Origin of the sequence: Geobacillus sp. FSL K6-3411, from assembly GCF_037965715.1 — a bacterium.
Lineage (GTDB): Bacteria > Bacillota > Bacilli > Bacillales > Anoxybacillaceae > Geobacillus > Geobacillus thermodenitrificans.
Genome location: NZ_CP150187.1, coordinates 3,183,408 through 3,200,503, shown reverse-complemented (window position 1 = coordinate 3,200,503; position 17,096 = coordinate 3,183,408). Strand labels below are relative to the sequence as shown.

At 53.2% G+C, this 17,096-nt stretch carries 16 protein-coding genes; 15 read left to right on the top strand and 1 reads right to left on the bottom strand.

Annotation, left to right across the window (positions count from 1 at the left end; genetic code table 11):
• Nucleotides 1-137: 137 nt before the first annotated feature.
• Complete coding sequence (locus NSQ22_RS16460; RefSeq protein WP_008880323.1) at nt 138-656, bottom strand: MerR family transcriptional regulator; 519 nt, start codon at nt 654-656, stop codon at nt 138-140.
• A gap of 219 nt (nt 657-875) precedes the next feature.
• Between NSQ22_RS16460 and NSQ22_RS16455 the strand changes: the two genes are divergently transcribed.
• The 15 genes from NSQ22_RS16455 (at nt 876) to hisB (ending at nt 17,089) form a co-directional block, all read left to right on the top strand.
• Nucleotides 876-2,048, top strand: coding sequence for a PDZ domain-containing protein (locus NSQ22_RS16455; RefSeq protein WP_339263862.1), 1,173 nt, complete (start codon nt 876-878; stop codon nt 2,046-2,048).
• A gap of 14 nt (nt 2,049-2,062) precedes the next feature.
• On the top strand, nt 2,063-2,284 hold the full coding sequence (locus NSQ22_RS16450; RefSeq protein ID WP_008880321.1) for a CsbA family protein: 222 nt from the start codon (nt 2,063-2,065) through the stop codon (nt 2,282-2,284).
• A gap of 176 nt (nt 2,285-2,460) precedes the next feature.
• Nucleotides 2,461-4,440, top strand: coding sequence for an excinuclease ABC subunit UvrB (gene uvrB, locus NSQ22_RS16445; protein ID WP_011888183.1), 1,980 nt, complete (start codon nt 2,461-2,463; stop codon nt 4,438-4,440).
• Between the two features lie 7 nt (nt 4,441-4,447).
• Nucleotides 4,448-7,315, top strand: a complete 2,868-nt coding sequence (gene uvrA, locus NSQ22_RS16440) for an excinuclease ABC subunit UvrA (protein ID WP_008880319.1) — start codon at nt 4,448-4,450, stop codon at nt 7,313-7,315.
• Between the two features lie 125 nt (nt 7,316-7,440).
• Nucleotides 7,441-7,767 carry a DUF4870 domain-containing protein gene (locus NSQ22_RS16435; protein WP_029761346.1) on the top strand — a complete coding sequence of 109 codons (327 nt, stop codon included), beginning with the start codon at nt 7,441-7,443 and terminating at the stop codon, nt 7,765-7,767.
• Between the two features lie 169 nt (nt 7,768-7,936).
• Nucleotides 7,937-8,299 carry a phage holin family protein gene (locus NSQ22_RS16430; protein WP_008880317.1) on the top strand — a complete coding sequence of 121 codons (363 nt, stop codon included), beginning with the start codon at nt 7,937-7,939 and terminating at the stop codon, nt 8,297-8,299.
• 110 nt (nt 8,300-8,409) lie between these two features.
• Nucleotides 8,410-9,339, top strand: coding sequence for an HPr(Ser) kinase/phosphatase (hprK, locus tag NSQ22_RS16425; protein WP_008880316.1), 930 nt, complete (start codon nt 8,410-8,412; stop codon nt 9,337-9,339).
• A gap of 309 nt (nt 9,340-9,648) precedes the next feature.
• On the top strand, nt 9,649-10,461 hold the full coding sequence (gene lgt / locus NSQ22_RS16420) for a prolipoprotein diacylglyceryl transferase (protein WP_008880315.1): 813 nt from the start codon (nt 9,649-9,651) through the stop codon (nt 10,459-10,461).
• A 55-nt stretch (nt 10,462-10,516) separates the two neighbouring features.
• Nucleotides 10,517-11,455 carry a nucleoside recognition domain-containing protein gene (locus tag NSQ22_RS16415; protein WP_008880314.1) on the top strand — a complete coding sequence of 313 codons (939 nt, stop codon included), beginning with the start codon at nt 10,517-10,519 and terminating at the stop codon, nt 11,453-11,455.
• A complete protein-coding gene (gene ppaX, locus NSQ22_RS16410; RefSeq protein ID WP_008880313.1) occupies nt 11,452-12,096 on the top strand; it encodes a pyrophosphatase PpaX in 645 nt (214 codons plus the stop codon). Before NSQ22_RS16415 ends, ppaX begins: the two co-directional genes overlap by 4 nt.
• A 20-nt stretch (nt 12,097-12,116) precedes the next feature.
• A complete protein-coding gene (locus tag NSQ22_RS16405) occupies nt 12,117-12,614 on the top strand; it encodes a DapH/DapD/GlmU-related protein (protein ID WP_339263859.1) in 498 nt (165 codons plus the stop codon).
• Nucleotides 12,615-13,104: 490 nt separating this feature from the next.
• Entirely contained in the window at nt 13,105-14,289 is a 1,185-nt protein-coding gene (locus tag NSQ22_RS16400; RefSeq protein ID WP_011888178.1) for an ATP phosphoribosyltransferase regulatory subunit, read from the top strand.
• Between the two features lie 161 nt (nt 14,290-14,450).
• Nucleotides 14,451-15,074: an ATP phosphoribosyltransferase gene (hisG, locus tag NSQ22_RS16395; RefSeq protein ID WP_008880310.1), complete on the top strand. Its 624-nt coding sequence runs from the start codon at nt 14,451-14,453 to the stop codon at nt 15,072-15,074.
• A 144-nt stretch (nt 15,075-15,218) separates the two neighbouring features.
• Nucleotides 15,219-16,502: a histidinol dehydrogenase gene (gene hisD, locus NSQ22_RS16390; RefSeq protein ID WP_339263856.1), complete on the top strand. Its 1,284-nt coding sequence runs from the start codon at nt 15,219-15,221 to the stop codon at nt 16,500-16,502.
• Nucleotides 16,502-17,089: an imidazoleglycerol-phosphate dehydratase HisB gene (gene hisB, locus NSQ22_RS16385; protein WP_008880308.1), complete on the top strand. Its 588-nt coding sequence runs from the start codon at nt 16,502-16,504 to the stop codon at nt 17,087-17,089. Before hisD ends, hisB begins: the two co-directional genes overlap by 1 nt.
• Nucleotides 17,090-17,096 lie beyond the last annotated feature (7 nt).

The window sequence follows — 17,096 nt, the reverse complement described above, 5'->3', positions numbered from 1 at the left end:
TAGCGATGGGGCTCCCGAGCAAGGGAGCTCTTTTCTATCAACATGAGCGTTTCGTCTCGGGATGAAGTGTCAAATCCATTCATGAACGTTTTTGTGCAAAAAAAAAAACGCCCTGCATGGGACAGAGCGCATGGGCCTTAAGCAAACAATCCCATCACCCGCCCGAGGCCGCGCCGTTTCCGCTTTGGTTCCTTCGGTGTTTCGTGGGAGGAAGGCGGCCGATTGTTCAGCTGCTGTTCAAGACGGGCGACAAGCTGCTCGAGGGCAGTGAGGCGGGCAGCGATTTCTTCCATTTCCTTTCGATGATGAAGCAGTTGGACCGAAACAACATCATCGGCTTTTTGCTCCAGTTGTTGTTCGAGTTGATTAAGGCGTGAGGTGACGCGTTCGATTTCCGGTTCAACATACTCTTGGAATAAGGCATGAATGGAGCTGTTCCGCGGCGGTGTCGAGGGACGGTCAGGAGCCGGAGGCGCTTCGAGTGCCGCACCTTGTTCAAATTTGACCCGTTCGAGCAAGGCAACTGTTTTTTCGTCAAACAAGAAGTGGCCGGCTTCGTTTCTCCGCAGCGGAATGTCATATTTCCGTACCCAACGTTGAACGGTTTTCGGCGAAACGCCAAGACGGGCGGCGACATCGGTCGTTTTTAACTCCATCGTTCCACTCCTCCTTTTCATCTTCTGTTATATCCTTTTTCTATCTTCATTGAAAATCCTGCCTAGCCGACAAAACTAGTGCCTATTCGGCAAAGAAAGTGGAAAACGGCACAAATTCGTCATGAGCGGCAAAAAAGATGGCCGCAGGCATGGGATTTGCCGTGGCCATTTGGTAGAATAGAAGATAAAGACTGGTGAACGAAGCAAGGGGGGAAGCGGATGGCAACATGGGGGCTGGAATTGCTTGAAGGGATCGCGGCCGTATGGCGGCAGCCGCTCCTTTATTATGGCGTCCTTTTAGCTATTGTCGCCGGCTGGCGGCGGGTAAAGCGGGAACGCCGTGACTTTCATGTGCGCGTCCATCATCCATGGCAAGAATGGCGCGGGCTCTGGACATGGGGATGGGCAGCCGGTACGGTGTTGTCTGTGGTGGCGATCAGCGCTGGAGTCGCGTTGCCGCGCGAGGCGGTGTGGATGGTGACAGCGCTGACCGTTGTCATTGGCTTCACGATGGAAGCGCGCCTCTTATCGCCAGCGTACACCGTTGGCGGTGCGATCGTGCTGCTCGGTTTGATCGGGCAAAGCGGGATGGTGAGCGACTTATTCCCTGATGGCCCAACGGCAGGGGCGGCCTTGGCTTTGTTTCTTACGTTGTTGTTGGCGGCTGAAGGGTGGCTCATCCTCCGTTCCCAAAACGGGACGGCGTCGCCGCAGCTCGTGAAAAGCAAGCGGGGGATGACGATTGGCATGCAATGGACGCAACGTTTTTGGTTTGTGCCGATCGTGCTCCCGGTATCTGGCGGTGCGTTGTCACCGGTCTCATGGTGGCCGCTTCTTCCGGCTGGGGACGGTTATTCGTTTTGGTTGGTGCCGTTTCTTCTTGGATTTTCGCAACGCCGGCAACACGTCATGCCGCCGGAAGCGGCTCATGAGGAAGGGCGGCGTGTGCTTCGGCTTGCGCTCCTTGTCGCTCTGCTAGCCGTTGTTGGTATATGGTACTTGCCGTTGGCGTTTGTTGCGGGGGCTGTGGCGATTATCGGCCGCGAGTGGATCGCTTTTTCTGGGCACCGCGCTGACCGAGCCCGACCGCCCCGCTTCGCCCGTTATTCGCAAGGGGTAGTGATTGTCGGCGTGCTCCCTGGCTCGAAAGCGGAGAAAATGGGGCTACAAATCGGGGAAATCATTATGAAAGCGAACGGTGTCCACGTGCGGACGGAGGCGGAGTTTTATGAAGAGCTGCAGCGCAATCGGGCGTTTTGTAAGCTTGACGTCATCGGGCATAACGGTGAAGTCCGCTTTGTCCAAGGGGCGTTGTATGAAGATGAACATCATGAGCTTGGCTTGTTATTTGTCCACAATCGGGGCGCGTCGGCGTCCGAAGCTGTTTCGTAAAGGAGACTGAGCATATGTGGTTTCTCGCCGCACTCATCATTCCGTGCTTTCTTGTCTTGTTGTTTACACGGGTGACTTACAATCGATACATCGCGGTGTTGTTGACGATCGCGTTGCTTGTCGCTTCGTATGCCAAAGGGTATACGGATGAACTGCATGAAATCGTCGCCGATATTGCGTCGACGATCGCCGGTTTCTTATTGGCCGGCCGTATGTTGAACAATTTGAAAAAGTGACAGACAGGCGGGCCTTAAAGAGGCCCGCTTTTTCCTATTCTATAAGCAGACAAATGAGGAGCGGGCAATGGAAATCGTTACGTCGTTTGGTACGAATATCAGTTCGCATTTTTTGTGCATCCTTTAAGAGGATGTGATACAATGAGGAGAGACGGATCGGAGAAGGAGGAGAAACGGTGGACAACCGTTTTCAATTAGTGTCATCATATCAACCACAAGGCGATCAGCCGCAGGCGATTGAAAAGTTGGTTGACGGTTTAAAGCGTGGAGTGAAGCATCAAACGCTGCTCGGGGCGACGGGAACAGGCAAAACGTTCACGATTTCCAACGTCATTGCCAAAGTGAACAAGCCAACGCTTGTCATCGCCCATAACAAAACGCTCGCCGGGCAGTTGTACAGCGAGTTGAAAGAGTTTTTCCCGAACAACGCTGTCGAATATTTTGTCAGCTATTACGACTATTACCAACCAGAAGCGTACGTGCCGCAGACGGATACGTATATTGAAAAAGACGCGAAAATTAATGATGAAATCGATAAATTGCGGCACTCGGCGACATCGGCTTTGTTTGAGCGGCGGGATGTCATCATCGTCGCCAGCGTGTCGTGCATTTATGGCTTAGGGTCGCCGGAAGAATACCGCGAGCTTGTGGTTTCGCTGCGCGTCGGCATGGAGATTGAACGCAACACGTTGTTGCGGCGGTTGGTTGATATCCAGTATGACCGCAATGATATTGACTTTCAGCGCGGCACGTTTCGCGTCCGCGGGGATGTCGTTGAGATTTTCCCGGCATCGCGCGATGAACATTGCATCCGTGTCGAGTTTTTTGGCGACGAAATCGACCGCATTCGTGAAGTCGACGCCTTGACTGGCGAAGTGCTCGGTGAGCGCGAGCATGTGGCTATTTTCCCGGCGTCGCACTTTGTCACGCGTGAGGAGAAAATGAAGCTCGCGATTGCCAACATTGAAAAAGAACTCGAGGAGCGGCTTGCTGAGCTGCGCGAACAAGGGAAGCTGTTAGAAGCGCAGCGGCTGGAGCAGCGGACGCGCTATGACCTTGAGATGATGCGCGAAATGGGATTTTGTTCTGGAATCGAAAACTACTCGCGCCATTTGGCGCTTCGGCCGCCGGGCTCAACGCCGTACACGCTGCTCGATTATTTTCCGGATGATTTTTTGATTATCATCGATGAGTCGCACGTCACGTTGCCGCAGCTGCGCGGCATGTACAACGGCGACCGGGCGCGCAAGCAAGTGCTGGTTGATCACGGCTTTCGCTTGCCGTCGGCGCTAGACAACCGTCCGCTCACGTTTGACGAGTTCGAACAAAAAATTAACCAAATTATTTACGTCTCGGCGACGCCAGGACCGTATGAGCTCGAACATAGCCCGGGGGTCGTCGAACAAATCATTCGCCCGACGGGTCTTCTTGATCCGACGATTGACGTTCGCCCGATCGCCGGGCAAATTGATGATTTGATCAGCGAAATTCACGAGCGCGTTGAACGGAACGAACGGACATTGGTGACGACGCTGACGAAAAAAATGGCGGAAGATTTAACGGATTACTTGAAAGAAGCGGGCTTTAAAGTCGCCTATTTGCATTCGGAAATTAAAACGCTTGAGCGCATTGAAATTATTCGCGATTTGCGGCTTGGCAAATATGATGTGCTAGTCGGCATCAACTTGCTTCGGGAAGGGCTCGATATTCCGGAAGTGTCGCTCGTTGCCATTTTGGACGCCGACAAAGAAGGATTTTTGCGCTCGGAGCGCTCGCTCATTCAGACGATCGGCCGGGCGGCGCGCAACGCGAACGGCCACGTGATCATGTACGCCGATACGATCACCAAATCAATGGAAATCGCCATTCAAGAGACGAAGCGGCGTCGGACGATTCAGGAAGAATACAACAAGAAACACGGCATCGTGCCGCGCACGATCCAAAAGGATATTCGCGACGTCATCCGCGCGACCTATGCGGCGGAGGAGACGGAAACGTACGAGGCCAAGCCGACGGCTGCCAACATGACAAAACAAGAACGGGAAGAGCTCATCCGCCAGCTGGAAGCGGAGATGAAAGAAGCGGCAAAAGCGCTCGACTTCGAGCGAGCCGCCCAGCTGCGTGATGTCATTTTCGAGTTGAAAGCGGAAGGATGATGACTCGGTGAACGGAACCGATAAAATTATCGTGAAAGGGGCTCGCGCCCATAATTTAAAAAACATTGACGTTGAAATTCCGCGCGGACAGCTTGTTGTGTTGACCGGGCTGTCCGGGTCGGGAAAGTCGTCGTTGGCGTTTGATACGATTTATGCTGAAGGGCAGCGGCGCTACGTCGAGTCGCTATCGGCGTATGCCCGCCAATTTTTAGGGCAGATGGACAAGCCGGATGTCGATGCGATTGAAGGGTTGTCGCCGGCCATTTCGATCGACCAAAAGACGACGAGCCGCAACCCGCGCTCAACGGTCGGTACGGTGACGGAAATTTACGATTATTTGCGGCTGCTGTTTGCCCGCATCGGCCGTCCGGTCTGCCCGACGCACGGCATTGAAATTGCCTCACAGACGATCGAGCAAATGGTCGACCGCCTGCTCTCTTACCCGGAACGGACGAAAATGCAAATTTTTGCCCCGATCGTCTCGGGAAGAAAAGGGACGCATGCGAAAGTGCTTGATGACATCCGCAAGCAAGGGTATGTACGCGTCCGCATTGACGGTGAGATGCGCGAGTTGACGGAAGACATTGAGCTTGAAAAAAATAAAAAACATTCGATTGATGTCATCGTCGACCGGATCGTGATCAAAGACGGTGTTGCCGCAAGGCTCGCCGATTCGCTTGAGACGGCATTAAAACTGGCGGATGGCAAAGTAGTCGTTGATGTGATCGGCGAGGAGGAGCTGTTGTTTAGCGAAAAGCACGCCTGCCCGTATTGCGGCTTTTCCATTGGGGAGCTTGAGCCGCGCCTCTTTTCGTTCAACAGCCCGTACGGCGCTTGTCCGGACTGCGACGGGCTCGGGGCAAAGCTCGAAGTGGATCTCGATCTCGTCATTCCGAACGACAAATTGACGCTAAAAGAGCATGCTATTGCGCCATGGGAGCCGCAAAGCTCGCAATATTACCCGCAGCTGCTCGAGGCGGTGTGCCGCCATTACGGCATTCCGATGGATGTGCCAGTGAAAGATTTGCCGAAAGAGCAGCTTGACAAAATTTTATACGGCAGCGGCGAGGAGCCGATTTATTTCCGCTATACAACTGATTTTGGCAAGGTGCGAGAACAGTACATCCAGTTTGAAGGCGTCATTTCGAATATTGAACGTCGCTATCGGGAGACGAGCTCCGATTATGTTCGCGAACAAATGGAAAAATACATGACCGAACAGCCGTGCCCGACATGTAAAGGCTACCGGCTGAAAAAAGAGAGCTTGGCCGTTCTGGTCGGTGGTAAACATATCGGTGAAGTGACCGCCATGTCGGTGACGGAGGCGCTTGCCTTTTTTGAAGGGCTTGAGCTGACGGAAAAAGAAGCGCAAATCGCCCGTCTCATTTTGCGTGAAATTCGCGAACGGCTCGGCTTCTTGAAAAACGTCGGTCTCGACTATTTAACGCTCAGCCGCTCAGCCGGAACGCTCTCGGGCGGTGAAGCGCAGCGCATTCGATTGGCGACACAAATCGGCTCGCGGTTGACGGGCGTTTTGTATGTGCTTGATGAGCCGTCCATCGGGCTTCACCAACGCGACAACGATCGGCTAATCGCGACGTTAAAAAGCATGCGCGATCTTGGCAACACCCTCATTGTCGTGGAACATGATGAAGATACGATGCTCGCGGCTGATTATTTGATTGACATCGGCCCCGGAGCGGGCATTCATGGCGGTGAAGTCGTCGCTGCCGGCACGCCAGAGGAAGTGATGAACGATCCGAACTCGCTCACTGGCCAATATTTATCCGGGAAAAAATTCATCCCGATTCCAGCCCAGCGGCGCCAGCCGGACGGCCGCTGGCTGGAGGTGGTCGGCGCACGCGAGCATAACTTGAAAAACGTCACTGTAAAAATCCCGCTCGGCACGTTTATTGCCGTCACCGGGGTATCGGGTTCAGGAAAAAGCACGCTCGTAAACGAGGTGCTCTATAAGGCGCTAGCGCAAAAACTGCACCGAGCGAAAGCAAAACCGGGGGAACACCGCGACATTCGTGGGCTCGAGCACCTCGATAAAGTGATTGACATCGACCAGTCGCCGATCGGCCGCACGCCGCGATCCAACCCGGCGACATACACCGGTGTGTTTGATGACATTCGCGAGGTGTTTGCTTCGACGAACGAGGCGAAGGTGCGCGGCTATAAAAAAGGACGTTTCAGCTTTAACGTCAAAGGCGGGCGCTGCGAGGCGTGCCATGGTGATGGGATCATTAAAATCGAAATGCACTTTTTGCCGGACGTGTATGTCCCGTGTGAAGTGTGCCACGGTAAACGGTACAGCCGTGAGACGCTTGAGGTGACGTATAAAGGGAAAAACATCGCAGAAGTGCTTGACATGACAGTCGAAGATGCGCTTGACTTTTTTGCTCCGATCCCGAAAATTAAACGCAAGCTTGAGACGCTGTACGATGTCGGCCTTGGCTATATGAAGCTCGGCCAGCCAGCAACAACGCTTTCGGGCGGCGAGGCGCAGCGCGTCAAGCTCGCTGCGGAGTTGCATCGTCGCTCGAACGGCCGGACGCTCTACATTTTAGATGAGCCGACGACCGGTCTGCACGTCGATGACATCGCCCGATTGCTGAATGTACTTCATCGGTTGGTGGAGAACGGCGATACGGTGCTTGTCATCGAGCATAACTTAGACGTCATAAAAACGGCTGACTATATTATTGACTTAGGTCCAGAAGGCGGCAGCCGCGGTGGGCAAATTGTTGCCGCCGGCACGCCGGAACAAGTGGCGGAGGTCGAGGCATCGCACACTGGCCGCTACTTAAAACCCATTTTGGAACGTGACCGGGCGCGCATGCAAGCGCGATATGAAGCGGCAAAGGCGTAGTGCTTTGCCGCTTTTTCTATCGTTTGGGGAAAGTGATGGGCGCTATCTTTTTACGGTCAGAGGGAAACTTTTGACGATGATCGTCGTATATAAAAGGTGAAGAAATGGAGAAAGGAGTTATCGAATTGTCCACCAATAAAGTTATATCTTCCCTTTGTTATTTCAGCATCTTTTTTGCGCCATTCATTTTGCCGATCGTTGTGTATTTTGTTGTGGAAGATCCAGGTGTGAAACACCATGCGAAACGGTCGCTTTTTTCTCACTTAATTCCGGCGATTACCATTGTTGTGTTTATTGCGTTCGCCTTTGTTCCTTTTTTGTTCGGTCAACAGGGAGAGGAAGCGTTCTTGTTTGGCGGCGGCCTTATTTGGCTCGGTTTCCTCGTCGCTGGAGCTTTGAACCTTGTTGTGTTGATTTGGAATATCATTAAAGGGATTCAGGTGTTAAAATAAAAGTGAGATAGAACTGACCTACATTTTGCGTAAGCGGGTCGACGGAGTGCATTGTTTCGGCCGGCATGTGCAATGTTTGCCTTGTTTTATGGCACTATAATAGAAAAAGGCATCTGCTCATGCAGGGAGAACGTTCGGCAACCGATTTTAGAGCAAAGATGGTGATGTGATGCTGAATTGGTTGATTGGAGTTTTTATTAATACCGTTTTGCTCATGGCGATTGATGGCTATTTTGCCGACATTCATTTCAGCGGCATTGGCGCCGCGTTTTTGGCGAGTTTGATTTTAGCGGTGTTAAATGTCGTTGTCCGCCCGGTGCTCATTTTATTGACGCTGCCCGTGACGGTGTTGACGCTCGGGTTGTTTTTGTTTGTCATCAACGCTATCACGCTGATGATGACGGCAGCGCTGATGGGCGATGCGTTTCAAATTGGAGGGTTCGGCACGGCGCTGCTCGCCTCGATCGTCTTGTCGTTTTTCCATCTGCTTGTGCAAAAAGCGATTGTTGAGCCGCTTCGCAAACGGTCGTAACGGAGACGGGATGAACCGTCTCCATTTTGTTTCCCCGATGTTTTCCATTCAACGGCGAAACAAAACGTGCTACAATGGAAAAAGATGAAGAAAGGGGAGAAAGGCTGATTATGCCAAAAGTGCGGACAAAAGACATCATTGAACAGTTCCAGCTTGAGCTTGTCAGCGGCGCCGAAGGCATTTACCGCCCGATTACGACAAGCGACCTGTCGCGGCCAGGGATCGAGATGGCGGGTTATTTTGCCTACTATCCGGCAGAGCGTCTGCAGCTGCTTGGCCGAACGGAGCTGTCGTTTTACGAAACGTTGACCCCGGAAGAAAAGCGGGCGCGGATGCAGCGGCTTTGTACCGATATTACGCCCGGAATTATCGTCTCGCGTGGCTTAGACGTGCCGCCGGAGCTGATCGAAGCGTCCGAGCGCCAGTCGGTGCCGGTGATGCGTTCGACTATGAAAACGACCCGGCTTTCTAGCCGATTGACCAACTATTTGGAAAGCAAGCTGGCCCCAACAACAGCGGTGCACGGCGTACTCGTCGATGTGTACGGCGTTGGCGTATTGATTACAGGCAAAAGCGGGGTCGGTAAAAGTGAAACGGCGCTTGAGCTTGTGAAGCGCGGCCATCGGTTGGTCGCCGATGACTGTGTCGAAATCCGCCAGGAGGATGAAGATACATTGATCGGCAGCGCACCGGAGCTGATTGAGCATTTGCTCGAGATTCGCGGACTTGGCATTATTAATATGATGACCTTGTTCGGTGCTGGGGCGGTGCTGCCGCATAAGCGCATTTCCTTAGTCATCGATTTAGAGCTATGGGATCCGGAGAAGCAATACGATCGTCTTGGTTTGGAAGAAGAAAAGATGAAAATTTTAGATATCGAATTGCCGAGATTAACGATTCCGGTACGCCCAGGGCGCAACTTGGCCGTCATTGTTGAAGTGGCAGCGATGAACTTCCGGTTGAAGCGGATGGGCGTTAACGCGGCTGAGGAATTTTCGGCGCGACTGAGCGATGCCATTGAAGAAGGGGAACGTGACTGAAAACCGGTAAAAAACAGTGATGTTTCTTCTATCGCTCGTTTTTAGGGAAGAAAGAAATAGGGGGTTCATGCAGGGGGATTCTGCATGAAATCATCATCTAGGAAGCTGGAGAAAATCACTGCTTTCTGTCACCAGTGATTTTTGAGAATTCAAAAAATCAAAGTTTCTCAATGAAAACTATGCTTCTTTATGCCTTATTCCTCTCTAGGATGAACAAGGAAATTCGGATAAGGATGGCCACGGAGATATGACGATGATGAGCAAATGGACAGGGGGGAGCGGCCATCTGTCATCGCAAAGGAGGTGTTCATGATGGAACCGGCAATCGAGCCGCTGGACCGCGTGTTTTTGCAGCTCGGTCCGATTACAATTTACTGGTATGGCGTCATTATCGGCACGGGCGTGTTGATTGGTTTATGGCTGGCGACGCGTGAATCGGTGCGGCGCGGCTTGCCGAAAGAAACATTTGTCGATTTGGTGCTGTTTGCTGTGCCGATTGCCATTGTCTGTGCCCGGGCGTACTACGTACTGTTTGAATGGGACTATTATTCCAAGCATTTGGCCGAGATCCCGAAAATTTGGCAAGGTGGCCTTGCGATTCACGGGGGATTAATCGGCGCGGTGGCGACAGGAGCGGTGTTTGCCCGGGTGCGTGGGCTGCCGTTTTGGAAGTTGGCTGATATTGCTGCCCCAAGCATCATTTTAGGACAGGCGATTGGACGCTGGGGCAATTTTATGAACCAAGAGGCGCACGGCGGGCCGGTGTCACGCGAATTTCTGGAAAATTTGTATTTGCCGGATTGGATCATCAACCAAATGTATATTAATGGCCAATATTGGCACCCGACCTTTTTGTACGAATCGCTTTGGAATCTTGTCGGCTTTTGCTTGCTTCTTTGGCTGCGGCGCGTCAATTTGCGGCGCGGCGAGCTGTTTTTGTCGTATGTGATTTGGTATTCGCTCGGGCGCTTTTGGATTGAAGGGATGCGCACCGATAGCTTAATGCTCGCTGAACATTTGCGCATGGCGCAAGTGATGTCGATTACCCTTATTATTATTGCGCTCGTCTTGTGGATGGTGCGTCGGGCAAAAGGATGGGCAAGAGAACGGTATATGGACTAGTGGCGCCATAGGTCGCCTCTTACATATGGAAGACAAGCAAAGGAGAGAGGAGAACATGATCGGAACGTTGCAGCGTGGTGTGCTCGCCGGGCTGAAGACGTCGTGGGCGCTCGGGAAAATCATTTTTCCGGTGACGCTTCTTTTGGCATTATTGCAGCCGACGCCGCTTTTTTCATGGCTCATTGACTTTGTTGCTCCGTTCATGAAATGGCTCGGTTTATCCGGCGATGCGGCCGTGCCGCTTGTGCTCGGCAATTTGCTTGGGCTATACGCGGCGATCGGGGCGATGTTGACGATCGAGTTTACGGTGAAGGAAGTGTTGATTTTGGCGATCATGCTTTCTTTTTGCCATAACTTGATCGTCGAATCATCGGTTGCCTCGCGTACGGGAATGAGCGTGACGCTCATGGTCATCGTGCGCGTCGGACTCGCCATTGTGTCCGCATTGCTGATCGCCCATTTATGGGATGGAGGCCAGGAAATCGCCCAATACGGCTTTATGCCGCAGGAAGACGCGCCGCCTGTCGGCTGGGGAGCGATCGCTTTGGTGGCGTTGAAGAAAGCGGCCACTGGCATCGTGCAGTTGGTCGTGATCGTCATTCCGCTGATGACGGTCATTCAAGTGTTGAAAGAACGCCATTGGATTGAGACATTTTCGCGATGGATGTCACCGGCGACGAAGGCGCTCGGCATGAGCCCGAACACGTCGCTGACGCTGGCGGCCGGGTTTGTGTTCGGCCTTGCTTATGGCGCCGGCGTCATGATTCAAGCGGCGAAAGAAGACGGCGTCTCCAAGCGTGACTTAACGTTGGCGTTCATTTTTCTCGTCTCGTGCCATGCGGTTGTGGAGGACACACTCATTTTCGTTCCGCTTGGCATTCCGGTATGGCCGCTGCTTGTGATCCGCCTAGTGACGGCCGTATTGCTGACGATGGCGGTGGCGTTCATTTGGCGCCGCCTGGAACAACCGAAAAGAAAGGAAGCCGCTTCATGACGATTCGTACCATTTTATTTGACCTTGACGGAACGTTGATTGATACAAATGAGCTGATCATCCAGTCGTTTTTGCATACGCTCGAGAAGTACTATCCGGGCCGCTATGGGCGTGAGGACGTCCTGCCTTTCATCGGCCCGTCGCTGTATGAGACGTTCGGATCACTCGATCCAGAACGGATGGAAGAAATGGTCAAGACTTACCGCACGTTTAACCATGCCCGTCATGATGAGCTGATTCGCGAGTTTGACACGGTGTATGAGACGATCGAAACGCTTCACCGCCATGGCTTCCGCCTTGGCGTGGTGACGACGAAAATTCATGACACAGCGCTCATGGGCTTGCGGAAAACGCGTTTAGAGCCGTTTTTCTCGTGCGTCATCGGTCTCGATGACGTTAGTCGTCCAAAACCGGATCCGGAACCAATTTATAAAGCGCTTGATGTGCTTCGGTCGACACCGGACGAAGCGCTCATGGTCGGCGACAACTACCACGACATCTTAGCCGGCAAAAACGCCGGTGTAAAAACGGCCGGCGTGGCGTGGTCGATTAAAGGGCGCGAGTATTTGGAACAATATGAACCGGACTTTATGCTGGAAAAAATGAGCGATTTGTTGGCCATTGTCGGCATGAACGAATGAAAGGAGGAACCGTCCTCCCAGTGAGACGAACGACGAAATACCCCGTGCAAGGGGCGAACTCACTCTGGCAATTGTACCGCACCGTATCGTTTTGGAAAGTGCTGAAAAACGTCATCATTATCCAAATTGGGCGCTACACGCCGTTTTTGCCGCTGAAAAACTGGCTGTACCGCACGTTTCTTGGCATGAAGATTGGCGAACAAACGGCGCTTGCCTTTATGGTTATGCCAGATATTTTGTTTCCGGAAAACATCCGTATCGGCCGCAATTGTGTCATCGGCTACAACACGACGATTCTCGCCCACGAATATTTGGTGGACGAATACCGCCTTGGCGATGTCGTGATCGGCGATGAGGTGATGATTGGCGCCAACTCCACCATTTTGCCTGGTGTCGTCATCGGCGACCGCGCCGTCGTCGCCGCGGGCACTGTCGTCCATAAAGACGTCCCACCCGAGGCGATGGTTGCCGGCTGCCCGATGCGCATCGTTCGGATGAATGAACCGCCTTCCGAGTAACGGGGGCGGTTTTTGATTTATATAAAGAAAAGATTCTGAAAAAATGGTAAAATGAATGAAAAAACTATTTTTATTGTGTTGGAGGAGATTGACGAAAAAGGTTTTGAAAAGAAGAACGTTCATTCGTAATTCGGTCATGGCGATAACGAACGACAAGTAGCTTAAAGTGGTGAACTACTTCCATTTCGTCTTGCTTGAAGCAGGAGCTTGTCGGTTCTACGACGAAAGTGACCGTTTGTCTCGCTGAGCGTCACCTACATATCCGATGATTCGAAGTTCTTTCGCGCCTTGGATCATTTGGTTAAGTAGCCACATGCACAAGGTGGAGCGAAATGGACAGGCGTTTCTTCGTTTGGAAGAGTCTTTGTCCATTTTGTTGTCGATGGCGCGTTTTCTCTTGACGTAGGAGACAGCAAGGAGTAAACTACTAATAACTTCACTTCTCTACCATATTAGCAAACTAAAGTATTTAGATAAAGGGCGTGGGGACATGGCAAAAAGGCTGTTCATGTTTGAAAAACCGTTAGGCATGCGCGATACGCTGCCGTTTTTATATGAAATGAAAAAGCAAGTGCGTCGCACGATGGCGGAGGAAATCGAACGGTGGGGCTATGAGTTTATCGAGACGCCGACGTTGGAATATTATGAAACGGTTGGGACGGCGTCGGCAATTGCTGATCATCGGTTGTTTAAGCTGTTGGATCAGCAAGGGCATACGCTCGTGTTGCGGCCGGATATGACGGCGCCGATCGCTCGGGTGGCGGCATCGCGGCTGTATGAGGACAGCAACCCGCTTCGATTGGCGTACAATGCCAACGTGTTCCGCGCTCAGCAGCGTGAAGGCGGCCGGCCGGCGGAGTTTGAACAAATCGGTGTCGAGTTGATCGGCGATGGCACGGTGATGGCTGATGCCGAGGTGATTAGCTTAATGGCCGCGTTGTTGAAGCGCGTGGGGCTTAGTCACTTTTCGGTGGCGGTCGGCCATATCGGCTATGTGAACGCGTTGTTTTTGGAGATTTTAGGGAATGAAGAGCGGGCGAGCGTGCTGCGCCGTTTCTTATATGAAAAAAATTACGTTGGCTACCGCGAACATGTGAAGTCGTTGCCGCTTTCGTCCATTGATCAAAAACGTCTTCTCGATCTTCTTTCCTTGCGCGGCGGCAGTGAAGCGATCGAGGCGGCAAAAGCGCTGGTGACAAGCGAGGAAGGACAGCGAGCAGCGGATGAGCTGGCGGCGCTGTTGGCAGCGCTTAAGACGTATGGGGTGTCCGAGGCGGTGAAACTCGATATGGCACTCGTGAGCCATATGAGCTATTATACTGGCATTTTGTTTGAAGTATACGCCGAGCAAGTCGGTTTTCCGATTGGCAACGGCGGTCGGTATGATGATTTATTGGCCAAATTCTCCCGTCCGGCGCCGGCGACGGGGTTTGGGTTGCGTGTTGATCGGCTGATCGAGGCGATTGGCGAGACGGACGTCCGGGGAGAAATTGAGTGCATCGTCTTCAGCCAAGAGCGGCTTGCGGAAGCGGTTGAGCTGGCGGAGGCGAAGCGAGCGGAAGGTCAGCGCGTCGTTTTACAGCATATCACTGGTATTCGCGACATTGACGCCTACAGTCAGCGCTATCGGTCGATTGTCTATTTGCTTGGCCGGAGCGGGCACGACGGGCAGTAAACAGGGCGTCGAAGGAAGCCGGCCGAGTGGCCGAAACGGCGAGAGCGGGGCGCGCTGACAAAGAAAACGTGCACGCAGCGTGAATGGAATCCAACCCATTGCCGCAGGGATGGCTGCGCGGTTTATGGAGCTGACATGACAAGGAGCAGGGAGGAAGAGCGATGCTGACGATTGCGATGCCGAAAGGGCGCATTTTTGAAGAGGCGGTCGAGCTGCTGCGCCGGGCGGACTATATGCTGCCGCCGGAATTTGAAGAATCGCGAAAACTCGTCATTGACGTCGCAGAGGAAAATATGCGCTTTATTTTGGCGAAACCGATGGATGTCGTGACGTATGTGGAGCATGGGGTGGCGGATTTAGGCATAGCGGGCAAAGATGTCTTGATGGAGGAAGAACGGAACGTCTATGAGCTGCTGGATTTGCAAATCAGCCGCTGCCATTTGGCGGTGGCGGGGCTGCCCGGCGTCAAAATGAATGGGATCGCGCCCCGGGTGGCGACAAAATATCCGAATGTCGCGTCAACGTATTTCCGCGAACAAGGCGAGCAAGTTGAAATCATCCGCTTGAACGGATCGATTGAACTCGCTCCGCTTATCGGTTTGGCCGACCGGATTGTGGATATTGTTTCGACAGGAAGGACGTTGAAAGAAAACGGGCTTGTTGAACTCGAACGGATCGCTGACGTGACGTCGCGTCTTATTGTCAATCCGGCAAGCTACCGGTTGAATGGCGAGGTGATTGAGCGGTTGGTCGACCGATTAGCGGCGGTCATCCCACAACCGTAGGAAAAGGGGAACCGGACGGTTTCCCATGAATGGATTGGTAGAGATTCGGGACTGGTGTTGCCGAATGGTGGAGCGGCGTTGACAGCGCTGAAAAGGTTGCCAATGGACGAAAACCGATGGACGTCACAGAAAGGGGAGCGAACGATGAAAATCGAACGGGTGCAAGGAGGCGTCTCGCTAAGGCGCACGATTGAAAGCGGGACGGACGAGCAGCGACGAGCAGTGCTCGACATTATCGCCGCAGTGCGCGCCCGCGGTGACGCGGCGTTGAAGGAGTATACAGAACAGTTTGACGGCGTCAAGTTGGAGACGCTTCAGGTGACGGAGGAAGAAATGAAGCGGGCTCATGCGGCGCTGAGCCCGGAGATGCTGGCAGTCATCCGTGAAGCGGCGACGAACATTCGCGACTATCATGAGCGGCAAAAGCGCCAATCATGGTGGATGACGAAAGAAGATGGCACGATTCTCGGGCAAAAGGTGACGCCGCTTGACGCGGTCGGGCTGTATGTTCCAGGAGGGACAGCCGCCTATCCGTCGTCCGTGCTCATGAACGTCATCCCTGCGCAAGTGGCGGGCGTGAAGCGGATTGTCATTGCCTCTCCTCCGAATGCGGATGGCTCGCTTCCTGACGGGGTGCTGGCCGCGGCGTATGAGCTGGGAGTGACGGAAGTTTACAAAGTGGGCGGTGCGCAGGCGATCGCCGCTCTTGCTTATGGAACGGAAACGATTCGGCCGGTCGATAAAATTTTCGGGCCGGGCAACATTTATGTGGCGTTGGCGAAACGGGAAGTGTTTGGACATGTGGCGATCGACATGATCGCCGGGCCGAGCGAAATTGTCGTATTGGCTGATGAGACAGCCTATGCGGATGAAATTGCTGCTGACTTGTTGTCACAGGCCGAGCATGATGTACGGGCGTCGGCCATTTTAGTGACGCCCTCGATGAAACTCGCCTTGGCGGTGGCAAGTGAGGTGGAACGGCAGTTGGAGACGCTGCCGCGTCGTGAGATTGCCCAAGCGGCGTTAGAAACCTACGGCACCATTTATGTGACCGAGACGCTTGATGAGGCGGTTGATGTGGTCAATGAGCTGGCGCCCGAGCATTTGGAAGTGATGACGGCAGAGCCGATGGCGCTATTAGGGAAGCTTCGTCATGCCGGGGCAATGTTTTTTGGCCGTTTCAGCTCCGAGCCGGTTGGTGACTATTTTGCCGGGCCAAACCATGTGCTGCCGACGAACGGGACGGCGAGATTCTCAAGCGGCTTGAGCGTCGATGAGTTTGTGAAAAAATCGAGTGTGATCGTTTACAGTGAGGCCGCGCTTCGTGAGCACGGTGAGGGCATCGCTGCGTTTGCCCGCTTAGAGGGACTGGAGGCGCATGCGCGCGCCATCGAGGTGCGGTTGAAAAAAGAAAGAGGGGAACGATAATGGCGAGAGAAGCGACGATCGCAAGAACGACGAACGAGACAAGCATTCAGTTGTCGTTTTCGTTGGATGGTGAAGGGAAGGCCGAGCTCGAGACGGGGGTGCCGTTTTTGACTCATATGCTCGATTTGTTTGCCAAACATGGACAGTTTGATTTGCGAGTCGATGCGAAAGGTGATACGCATATTGACGATCACCATACGACTGAAGATATCGGCATTTGCCTCGGACAAGCGATTAAAGAAGCGCTTGGCGACAAAAAAGGAATCAAGCGATACGGCAACGCGTTTGTGCCGATGGATGACGCGTTGGCGCAAGTCGTCATCGACTTAAGCAACCGCCCGCATTTTGAGTTTCGCGGCGAATTTCCGGCGGCCAAAGTCGGCACGTTCGACGTCGAGCTGGTTTATGAGTTTTTATGGAAGCTGGCGCTTGAGGCGCGGATGAACTTGCATGTCATCGTCCATTATGGACGCAATACGCACCATATGATCGAAGCCGTGTTTAAAGCGCTTGGGCGGGCGCTCGATGAAGCGACGATGGTCGACCCGCGCGTCAAAGGCGTCCCGTCGACAAAAGGCATGCTTTGACGCTGCG

Excerpts from the sequence above, each read along its gene's own strand:
- hisG (WP_008880310.1), top strand. The coding sequence starts at position 14,451 with ATGCTGACGATTGCGATGCCGAAAGGGCGCATTTTTGAAGAGGCGGTC.
- lgt (WP_008880315.1), top strand. The coding sequence starts at position 9,649 with ATGATGGAACCGGCAATCGAGCCGCTGGACCGCGTGTTTTTGCAGCTC.
- NSQ22_RS16450 (WP_008880321.1), top strand. The coding sequence starts at position 2,063 with ATGTGGTTTCTCGCCGCACTCATCATTCCGTGCTTTCTTGTCTTGTTG.
- NSQ22_RS16430 (WP_008880317.1), top strand. The coding sequence starts at position 7,937 with ATGCTGAATTGGTTGATTGGAGTTTTTATTAATACCGTTTTGCTCATG.
- hisB (WP_008880308.1), top strand. The coding sequence starts at position 16,502 with ATGGCGAGAGAAGCGACGATCGCAAGAACGACGAACGAGACAAGCATT.
- NSQ22_RS16455 (WP_339263862.1), top strand. The coding sequence starts at position 876 with ATGGCAACATGGGGGCTGGAATTGCTTGAAGGGATCGCGGCCGTATGG.
- NSQ22_RS16400 (WP_011888178.1), top strand. The coding sequence starts at position 13,105 with ATGGCAAAAAGGCTGTTCATGTTTGAAAAACCGTTAGGCATGCGCGAT.
- hisD (WP_339263856.1), top strand. The coding sequence starts at position 15,219 with ATGAAAATCGAACGGGTGCAAGGAGGCGTCTCGCTAAGGCGCACGATT.
- NSQ22_RS16415 (WP_008880314.1), top strand. The coding sequence starts at position 10,517 with ATGATCGGAACGTTGCAGCGTGGTGTGCTCGCCGGGCTGAAGACGTCG.
- ppaX (WP_008880313.1), top strand. The coding sequence starts at position 11,452 with ATGACGATTCGTACCATTTTATTTGACCTTGACGGAACGTTGATTGAT.
- NSQ22_RS16460 (WP_008880323.1), bottom strand. The coding sequence starts at position 656 with ATGGAGTTAAAAACGACCGATGTCGCCGCCCGTCTTGGCGTTTCGCCG.
- hprK (WP_008880316.1), top strand. The coding sequence starts at position 8,410 with ATGCCAAAAGTGCGGACAAAAGACATCATTGAACAGTTCCAGCTTGAG.